This window comes from Halorubrum sp. CBA1125, from assembly GCF_009742825.1.
GTDB lineage: Archaea > Halobacteriota > Halobacteria > Halobacteriales > Haloferacaceae > Halorubrum.
The window spans coordinates 1-8,681 of the sequence record NZ_WPCE01000124.1 but is presented as its reverse complement, the minus strand read 5'-3'; the positions used below and the strand labels follow the sequence as shown (position 1 = coordinate 8,681).

General features: G+C 68.9%; 7 protein-coding genes and 1 pseudogene. All 8 read right to left on the bottom strand.

The annotated features are described in order from the left end of the window. Positions 1 to 138: 138 nt before the first annotated feature. The 8 genes and pseudogenes from GJ633_RS11215 to GJ633_RS11180 all read right to left on the bottom strand — a co-directional run bounded on the left by GJ633_RS11215 (position 139) and on the right by GJ633_RS11180 (position 8,335). Positions 139 to 588 (bottom strand): Lrp/AsnC family transcriptional regulator, encoded by a 450-nt coding sequence (locus GJ633_RS11215; protein ID WP_156588898.1) that lies wholly within the window; start codon positions 586 to 588, stop codon positions 139 to 141. Positions 589 to 698: 110 nt separating this feature from the next. Beyond that, positions 699 to 1,463 carry a 4-phosphopantoate--beta-alanine ligase gene (locus GJ633_RS11210; RefSeq protein WP_156588897.1) on the bottom strand — a complete coding sequence of 255 codons (765 nt, stop codon included), beginning with the start codon at positions 1,461 to 1,463 and terminating at the stop codon, positions 699 to 701. Between the two features lie 156 nt (positions 1,464 to 1,619). Then, positions 1,620 to 2,450 (bottom strand): annotated as a pseudogene (locus tag GJ633_RS11205) (universal stress protein); the annotation flags it as partial. Positions 2,451 to 2,613: 163 nt separating this feature from the next. Next, entirely contained in the window at positions 2,614 to 4,146 is a 1,533-nt protein-coding gene (locus GJ633_RS11200) for a TrkH family potassium uptake protein (protein WP_321169039.1), read from the bottom strand. A 106-nt stretch (positions 4,147 to 4,252) separates the two neighbouring features. Beyond that, positions 4,253 to 5,755 carry a TrkH family potassium uptake protein gene (locus tag GJ633_RS11195; protein WP_321169038.1) on the bottom strand — a complete coding sequence of 501 codons (1,503 nt, stop codon included), beginning with the start codon at positions 5,753 to 5,755 and terminating at the stop codon, positions 4,253 to 4,255. A 7-nt stretch (positions 5,756 to 5,762) separates the two neighbouring features. Next, positions 5,763 to 7,100 carry a Trk system potassium transporter TrkA gene (gene trkA / locus GJ633_RS11190; protein WP_156588895.1) on the bottom strand — a complete coding sequence of 446 codons (1,338 nt, stop codon included), beginning with the start codon at positions 7,098 to 7,100 and terminating at the stop codon, positions 5,763 to 5,765. Between the two features lie 93 nt (positions 7,101 to 7,193). Beyond that, complete coding sequence (locus tag GJ633_RS11185) at positions 7,194 to 8,090, bottom strand: mechanosensitive ion channel family protein (protein WP_156588894.1); 897 nt, start codon at positions 8,088 to 8,090, stop codon at positions 7,194 to 7,196. Continuing rightward, positions 8,090 to 8,335 carry a YhbY family RNA-binding protein gene (locus GJ633_RS11180; RefSeq protein WP_156588893.1) on the bottom strand — a complete coding sequence of 82 codons (246 nt, stop codon included), beginning with the start codon at positions 8,333 to 8,335 and terminating at the stop codon, positions 8,090 to 8,092. The genes GJ633_RS11185 and GJ633_RS11180 overlap by 1 nt, the downstream gene beginning before the upstream one ends. Between the last annotated feature and the right edge of the window lie 346 nt (positions 8,336 to 8,681).

Genomic DNA, 8,681 nt, shown 5'->3' with positions numbered 1-8,681 from the left:
GACCGCGAGCAGCGCCGCGACGGCCCCGACGGTCGCCGCCCACGCGCGCTCGGGCGACAGCCCGATCCGTTCTGTGACCCGTATACTCATGAGTCCCGTTCGGACCGTCCCCGAGTTGAGGGTTCCGGTCGCGCCGGCTCAGACCGGCGGCCCCGTGGCCTCGTACGGCGTGTCGAGGACGACCATCGTCTGCGACCGCGAGAACCCCTCCGCCTCGGCGATCCGGTCGAACATGAGCTCGCGGAGGCCGTCGGTGTCGGCGGCGACGACCCGCAGGAGGACGTCCCAGTCGCCGGTCGTGAGGTGGATCTCGCGGACGCCGTCGACCTCGCGGAGCCGGTCGATCGCGTCGTCCTCGCGCCCCTGCTCGAGGCGGAGCCCGACGAACGCGGCGACGCCGTAGCCGACCGAGCCGGGGTCGATCGCGGCGTGGTACCCCTCGATGACGCCGGCGTCTTCCATCCGTCCGACGCGGTCGTGGACGGTCGCGCTGGACATGTCGATCCGGCGCGCGACCTCGGAGAAGGGGGTGCGCGCGTCCTGCTGGAGGATCCGGAGGATCGCACGGTCCGTCTCGTCGAGTTCCATACCCTCCGTTCGTCGGCGAGCGGCTTTGTTTTTCCGGCGCTGACGGGACGCTGGAGGGGGTGACGACGGGGACTGGAGGTCTCCGAGCGTGACGGGGGCCGGACGCGTCGCTACTCGGGATCGTCAACGGCGAACGATCCCTCGCGGATCGCCGCTTCCGCGGCCGCGAGCGCGTCGTCGGCGTCGAAGTCGGCGACGATCGCGTCCAGTTCGGCCGTCCCGGCGTCGGCGAGGTCCCGGGCGTGGGCGGTCGCGTTCGGCACCGCGCGAACGAGATTGTCGATGATCGGGATGTCCGCCGTCCGGGGCGATCGGCTCCCCGGGTTGAGGTCGATCACGATCTCCGTCTTCCCCATCGCATCGAGCGCGGCCGCGCGGTCGCCGTCCTCCAGCGGGACGACGACCACGTCGGCGGCCTCGATCCCGTCGGCGTCGACCGTCCCGCGGGCGTGGTCGAGCCCGGGGATCTCGCCGTCGCCGGCCAGCCCCTTCACCTCGTCGGCGCCGTGCTCGCGCAGGTGGTCGGCGATCCGGCGGACGCGCTCGTCGGTGTGGTTGAAGAGGTTCACCTCGAGGTCGGCACCGACCGCCTCGGCCAGCTCGACCGTCTCCGCCGGCGCCAGCGCCGCGACGTTGCCGTTCACCGAGACCACGGGGTGGTCGGCCGCGAGCAGCGCGGCCGCGGCGGCGCGGGCGGCCGCGTCCGCGCTCGGGAGCGTCCGCTCGCCGAGGAGGTAGTCGAACGCCTCGCCGCGCCCCTGCGCGATGAGCCCCTGCTTCGAGGTGATCCCCTTCTCGACGCCCGCCTCGATCCGGTGGCGCGTCACGAGCGACGCGTACCGCGGATGGTCTTCGGGGATCGCCGTCTCCGTCATACCGGAACGAGGCGGCGCGCCGATTAAAGTGGACCGTTTCGGCGCGTGGGAGGCTCGAAAGATCGGGGTTTCGAGCGGCCGACTGCGGGAGAGACGACGGATTCGGATCCAGGTTCCGTCCCGGATTCCCCGGATTCCGTCCCGGATTGCCTGCCTTCACCGCCCGCCGACCAGCCGCTCCCACAGCGACCGGGAGGACGGCCGCTCCGAGAGCAACACCGGCGTGTCGAGGTGCTCGATCGCCTCGAACGCGAGTGATCCGCGAACGATTCGCGAGAGCAGCCCGCGTTCCGTCGCGCCGACGATCACGAGGCTGTACTCCTCGCCGACCCGGCCGATCGTCTCCTCGACGTCACCCGTCTCGATGCGCAGCTCCGCGTCGCCGAGGCCGTGGCCGTCGGCCCAGTCCGCGAGGAACGCCCGGCCGGCCGCCTCCTCGCCCGACTCGACGACGCACAGCAGCGACACGTCCACGCCAACGGTGTCCCGGAGCGCCCTCGCGACCTCCGCGGAGAGGTCGGACGAGGGGCCGCCGGCGGTCGGCACGAGCACGTCCGAGAGGTCCAGCGTCTGGCCGTCCAAGACGAGGAAGTCGCACGGGAGGTCGTGGGTGAGCTCGTCCAGCGAGCCCTCGACGCGCCCGCCCGCGAACCGCGCTCCGCCGTACCCCATCACGACGGTGTCCGCGTCGTTCGTGCGTGCGGCGTCGAACACCGCCTCGATCCCGCGGTGTGAGAGGATCGTCTTCGTCTCGATCGGGGCGTCGAACGCCGCCGCGTCCGCCGCGGCAGCGGTGAGGAGCTCCTCGGAGGACGCGTCGAGCCTGTCCCGCTGTTCGGCGGCCGTCTCCAGCGACGTCTGGTCCGGCACGGTGACGACGTGCGTCGCCAGCACGCGACCGCCCTCGTGCTGGGCGAGCGCGCCGGCGAGCGTGATGAGCGCGCTCTCGGTCCGCGGGTTCGACACCGCGACCAGGACCGTCGGCCCGTCGCTCATTCTGCCGACTGCTCACGCGGGAGACAGATCACGGGTGTAGCCGCGCTCGTCCGGTAGCATCGTCGATTCCGGTCATGCACGACAGTAGCGCCGTCGGCGCTTAAGAAGATGCCCCCGCGGCGTGTCCCTCGGGTCCTCCGACTCATCGGTCGCCTCACTCGTCGAGACCGGCGACGAACAGCGCCAGCACGGGGACGATCTCCAGGCGACCGATCCACATCAGCCCGATCATCAGGACCTTCGTCGTGTTCGGGAGGAACTCGTAACTCCCGAACGGTCCGAGCGGACCGAGCCCCGGTCCGATGTTGCCGATCGTCGCGAGCGAGCCGGCCAGCGCCTCCGTGCCGGAGAGGCCGTCGCCGACACGGGCCGTGTCGAGCTCGATGAACACGGCCGCGAGCGCGAAGATGACGAAGTACAGCAGCGTGAACACCATGATCCCGCGGATCACGTCCTCGTCGACGACTTCTCCCCCGAGCCGGACCGGACGGACCACGTCCGGGTTCGCCGTCGTGTACAGCTCCCGGTACAGCGCCTTCCCCACGACGAGCCACCGGATCACCTTGATCCCGCCGCCGGTCGACCCAGCCGACCCCCCGACGAACATCACGAACAGGAGGAAGAACCGCGTCTGGGCGTCCCACTGCGCGAAGTCGGCGGTCGCGAACCCCGTCGAGTTCATCAGCGAGGCGATCTGGAACGCGCCCTGCCGGAGGGCGTTCGCCGTGACGCCCTCCGTGACGCCGCCGATCGCTGTCGACGGCGCGCCGCCGGCGAACAGTCCGACCGCGAGCACGGCGGCGAACGCGGTCACCAGTCCCATGTACGTGCGGAACTCGGTGTTCTCGAACATCCGCCGAGGCTCGTCTCGAAGGAGGTACCAGAACAGCGCGAAGTTCACGCCGGCGATCACCATGAACGGGACGAAGACCCACTGGACGACGGGGGAGAACGCCGCGATGCTCTCGGCCTGCGGCGAGAAGCCGCCGGTCGGCAGCGTCGAGAGCCCGTGGGCGATCGCGTTGTACAGGTTCATATTCGGCGCGAGCGGCGTGAGCCCGAGTCCGAACAGGATCGCGATCAGCGCGGCCGTGAATCCGGCGTAGATGAGCCACAGCGCCCTGGCGGTCTCGGCGATCCGCGGGGTGAGCTTCTGGAGCCCGGGCCCCGGCGCCTCCGACTTCATCAGCTGGGCGCCGTTGACGGCCAGCTGCGGGAGGATGGCCACCATCAGCACGATGATCCCCATCCCGCCGAGCCACTGCGTGAGCTGCCGCCACAGCAACAGGGCGTGCGAGTGTCGCTCGAAGCTGATCTCGGCCGTCGCGGTCGCGCCCGTGGTCGTGAAGCCGCTCATCGACTCGAACAGCGCGTTCACCGGGTGGCCGAGCGCCGACGCGGTGCCGTACCCGGCGAGGACGTACGGGATCGCGCCGATCACCGCCGCCGTGAGCCAGGCCAGCGAGACGACCGCGAGGGCGTCCCGCGGGCTGAGGTCCGGCTCCTCGTCGAGCCGTTCGAGCCCGGCGCCGATCGCGACGCCGATCCCCATCGAGACCGCGAACGTCAGGGCGTCTTCCCCGTAGATCAGCGCCACGACGAGCGGGACGCTCATCGTCGCCGAGAGGTACTTCACGATGCTCCCGGTGTAGCTGAGCGTCGCCCTGATATCGACCGTTCGCGTCACGAGTGTCCTCCGGCGTCGCCGATGTCTGTCGTAGCTTTTCCGCGAGACAAGAAGCCGTCGATGGTCGCTCCGGTGGGTTGACGCGCCGTTTTGGGTCTCGCGCCCGTCACGAGGTCCAGAACGCTTTCGTGAACAGCACGAGCACCGGAATTATCTCGATCCGACCGACCCACATCAGGACGATCATCACGGCCCGGGTGCTCATCGGGAACGACGCGAACGTCCCATAGGGGCCCGCGTCGCCGAAGGCCGGACCGATGTTGAGGAAGGTCGTCGCCGCGGCGCCGAGCGCCTCGAACTCGGTCACCCGGAGGTCCGCCCGCTCCGCGTCGACGACGATGACCACGGTGAGCAGGAAGAAGATGACGATACTCAAGAGGAGGTACGCGTAGATGTCGCGGATCGCGCCCTCGTCGACCGGCTTCCCCGATATCCGGACCGGCCGCACCGCTTCCGGGTGGATGGCGGTGTAGAGGTTCCGCCGGAACGACTTCAGCGCGACCAGCCACCGCAACGACTTGATAGAACAGGTGGTCGACCCGACCATCCCGCCGACGAACATCCCCATGAACAGCATGTGCTTCGCGGCGGGCGCCCACTGCACGTAGTCGGTGCTGGCGTACCCCGTCGTCGTCACGATCGACGCGACGTTGAACACGGCGTGCCGGACCGTCGCCTCGGCGCCGTACCCGGCCCCGGGATCGAGGAACAGCCCGAGCGCGACGATCGACGCGAGCGTCCCCATCGCGCCGAGGTAGAAGTGGAACTCCTCGTTGCGCAGGAGCCGCATCGGCTCCCCGTTGATGAAGAAGTAGATGAGCACGAAGCTCGTCGAGCCGATCACCATGAACGGGACGACCGCCCACTGGATCACGGGGTGGAACGCCCCGACGGAGAGCGGCTCGGGCGAGAAGCCCGCGGTCGACACCGAGGTGAGCGCGTGCGCGACCGCGTTGTACAGGTCCATCCGCGGGTCGACGGCGAGTCCGAGCAGATAGTAGACGGCGACCGCGAGCCCCGTGAGCCCGAAGTAGATCCCCCAGATGAGCTGTGCCGTCCGTGATATCTTCGGCGTGAGCTTGTTGACGTCCTGCGTCTGTGACTCCGACTCCATCAGCTGTGCCCCACCGACGCCGATCTCGGAGAGCACCGCGGTCGCCAAGATGAGGATGCCGAGCCCGCCGAGCCACTGGAGCACCTGCCGCCACATCATCACGGACCGGGAGTGGAGCGAGAAGTCCTCGAGCACCGTCGCGCCCGTCGTCGTCAGTCCGCTCATCGCCTCGAACAGCGCGTTCACCGGGTGCGCGACCGTTCCGACGCCGGCGACGACGAACGGGATCGCGCCGACCGCGGCGACGAGGAACCAGATCAGCGCCACCGCGAGGAACGCCTCGCGGGGGCCGAGGTCCGTGTCCGGGTCCCGAAGCTGTCGAAACCCGGCACCGAGCGCGAGCGAGACCGCGATCGCCGCGAGGAACGGGAGCGGCGACTCGCCGTAGTAGAGCGCCAGCAGGAGCGGGAACGCCAGCGGGACGGGGAGGGCGGCGAGGACGTCGCCGGTGAGTTCCACGCTCGCTCGCCAGCCGACCCGAATCGTGATGCTCACGGGCGTGTCACGCCATCGAGGTGATGGCGCCGATCGCGTCCGATTCCACGAGGAGGATGACATGGTCGCCGGCCTGGAGCACGGTGTCCCCCCGGGGCGTGACGAGCGTGTGATTCCGGGTGATCGCGCCGATGACGAACCGCACGTCGGTGTCGGCGACGATCTCCGATATCGGTCGGCCGACGAGCCCACAGCCCTCGGTGAGCTCCAGTTCGAGGACCTCGGCCTGGTCGTTCTCCAGGACGGCGATGTTCTCGGCGACGCTCTCGTAGGTGAACCGCGTGATCTCCTCGGCGGTGACGGTGCGGGGGTTGATCGCGATGTCGATACCGATCTCCTCGAACACCGTGACGTAGTCGGGGCTGTCCACGACCGCGATCACGCGGTCGACGCCGAGCCGCTTGGCGAGCACGGAGATGAGCAGGTTCTTCTCGTCCGACCGGAGCGCGGTGACGACGATGTCGGCCTCGTCGACGTGCTCGCGCGCGAGGAACTCCGTGTCGGTCGCGTCGTGCTCCATCACGACCGTGTTCGGGAGGTTCTCCGCGAGCCAGCGCGCGCGATCGGGGTCCTGTTCTATCAGCCGCGGCTTGAAGTCGCGTTCTTCGAGGAGTCTCGCCGTCTGGTACCCGATCTCGCTGCCGCCGACGACGACGATCTCGTCGGCGTGGTCGGGGGTCGTCTGCGGCGCGACGTCGGTCGCGAACGACTGGACGCTCTCGGGACTCCCGATCACCACCGCGCGGTCGCCGACCATGATGTCGGTGTCGCCGCGGGGGATAGTCATCTCGTCGTCGCGGAACAGCCCGACGAACGTGAGCGACTCGAAGCGGTCCGCCTCCGAGACCGTCTGTCCGGCCACGGGGCTCCCCTCGGCGATCTCGAACTCGGCCATCTGGACCAAACCGCCCGCGAACGGGTCGACGTCGACCGCGGCCGGGAGGCCGATGACGCGAACGATGTTCTCCGCGGTGAGGAGGTCCGTACACACCATGAAGTCGACCCCGAACGCACCTTCGTTCCCCTCCCACGTCCGGAGGAAGTCGGTGCTTTTCACCCGGGCGATCGTGAACCCGTCGCCGAGCGTCTTCGCGGTGCCGCAGGCGACGAGGTTCGTCTGGTCGTCGTCGGTACACGCGATGACCATGTCGGCGCGACCGACCTCCGCGGCCGTCTGGATCTCCGACGTCGTTCCGTCACCGGCGATCGTGAGGACGTCGAGCTCGTACTTGAGCTGTTCCGCGCGGTCGGAATCGATGTCGACGACGACGACCTCGTGGTCCGACGCGAGGCTCGCAGCGATGCTCGTGCCGACCTCGCCGGCCCCGATGACGACCACGTGCATGGACACACCGAGTTACCCGACACTCAAGTTCGTTACTATCGGGATCGGTCGGTCGACGGGCGTCGAGCCGGTGCGGGGAGCGTCCGAGCCCGGTCAGTCGCCGCCGAACGCGCCCGGTTCCGCCCACGAGTTCCGGCCCGAGACGGTGCGCTGCGGGAAGGGGATGGAGATGTCCTCCTCGTCGAACCGCTCTTTGACCGCCTGCACGTAGTCGGCGCGGGCCTTCACGAAGTCGGCCCGCGAGGGGTCGTCGATCCAGATCCGCGACTGCAGCCCGACGTACGAGTCCGCCAGTTCCATCAGCCGCACCGACGGCGCGGGGTCGTCCATGATCGCGTCGCTGCGCTCGGCCTCCTCGACGATGATCTCCGTCGCCTTGTCGATGTCGTCCTCGTAGTCGATCCCGAAGACGAACTTCAACCGGAGCGTCCCCTTCGCCACCGGGTTCTTGATCACGTCGCCGGTGAGCACGCTGTTCGGCACCGTGAGCAGTTCGTTGTCGAAGGTCCGCACGCGGGTGACCCGAAAGGAGATGTCCTCGACGACCCCCGAGTTCCCCTGCCACTCGATCCAGTCGCCGATGCGGAACGGCTTGTCCGTGTAGATGAACACCCCGGCGACGAAGTTCTTGAGGACGTCCTGGAGCGCGAGGCCGATCGCGAGCGTGGCCGCCGCCGCGATGGTGGCGAGCGACTGCAGGAAATCGCCGTACCCCGCCGCGCCGAAGCCGGCCGTGATCCCGACGAACAGCGCGACGAACGCGAAGATCTTCCGGAGCGGCCGCCGCGCGTGGTCGTCCAGTCCCTGTCTGTCGAACACCCGCTCGGCGACCGACGAGACCACGGTCCGGTAGAGGAGGTACGCGGCGACGACCACCGCGAGGAACGTCGCGGCGTCGATCGCCGCTCCCGTGAAGGGGCCGAGGTACGGCTCCAGTGTGCCGCCGATCGCGACGACGTTCCCTCCCGAAGCCGAGACCGGAACCGCCATCAGTGGAACACCGCCGTGTTCCCGCGCGTCTCGATCAGGTCGGCGCCGGTGGCGTCGGCAAGTTCGTCGGCCAGCTCGTCGGTCGTGGTCCCGCCGCGGGCCGCTCTGAGGAACTTCACCTTCACGAGCTTGCGGTCGTCGAGCTGGTCGGCCAGCTCGTCGACGACGGCGTCGACGCCGCTCTTGCCGACCCAGACGGTGACGTCGAGGTCGTGTGCCTCCTTCCGTAAGTCCTGGTCGCTCATATCCCGTGGAGTCGTCCGCGCGCATTGAAGCTTGAGGTTCGAGGCCGAGGTTGCGGTTCGAAGGCGAGATTGTGGTCAGAAGGCGAGGTTCGAGGTCGGAGTTGTCAGTCCTGCGCCGGAAACTGCCAGTTCCGCTCCGGAAACGAGGATGTCATAGAACACCACACACGGAGCCGTGTTCCCCATATCGTGGTTGAATCATCCGTTAGAATGAGCGTGCTAGTGGTACCGATAGAGGGATAGGTTCGAGCGAACTCGGGACGTTCGGAGATGGGTCGGTGCCACCGGGGAGAACACTCACAAAGCCCCAGCCGTGAGGCACTCGCGCGGCTCGCTGTGGTCCTCG

Bases quoted from the DNA above. Each gene is read 5' to 3' on its own strand.
- GJ633_RS11215 (WP_156588898.1), bottom strand. From the start codon at position 588: ATGGAACTCGACGAGACGGACCGTGCGATCCTCCGGATCCTCCAGCAG.
- GJ633_RS11210 (WP_156588897.1), bottom strand. From the start codon at position 1,463: ATGACGGAGACGGCGATCCCCGAAGACCATCCGCGGTACGCGTCGCTC.
- trkA (WP_156588895.1), bottom strand. From the start codon at position 7,100: ATGCACGTGGTCGTCATCGGGGCCGGCGAGGTCGGCACGAGCATCGCT.
- GJ633_RS11185 (WP_156588894.1), bottom strand. From the start codon at position 8,090: ATGGCGGTTCCGGTCTCGGCTTCGGGAGGGAACGTCGTCGCGATCGGC.
- GJ633_RS11180 (WP_156588893.1), bottom strand. From the start codon at position 8,335: ATGAGCGACCAGGACTTACGGAAGGAGGCACACGACCTCGACGTCACC.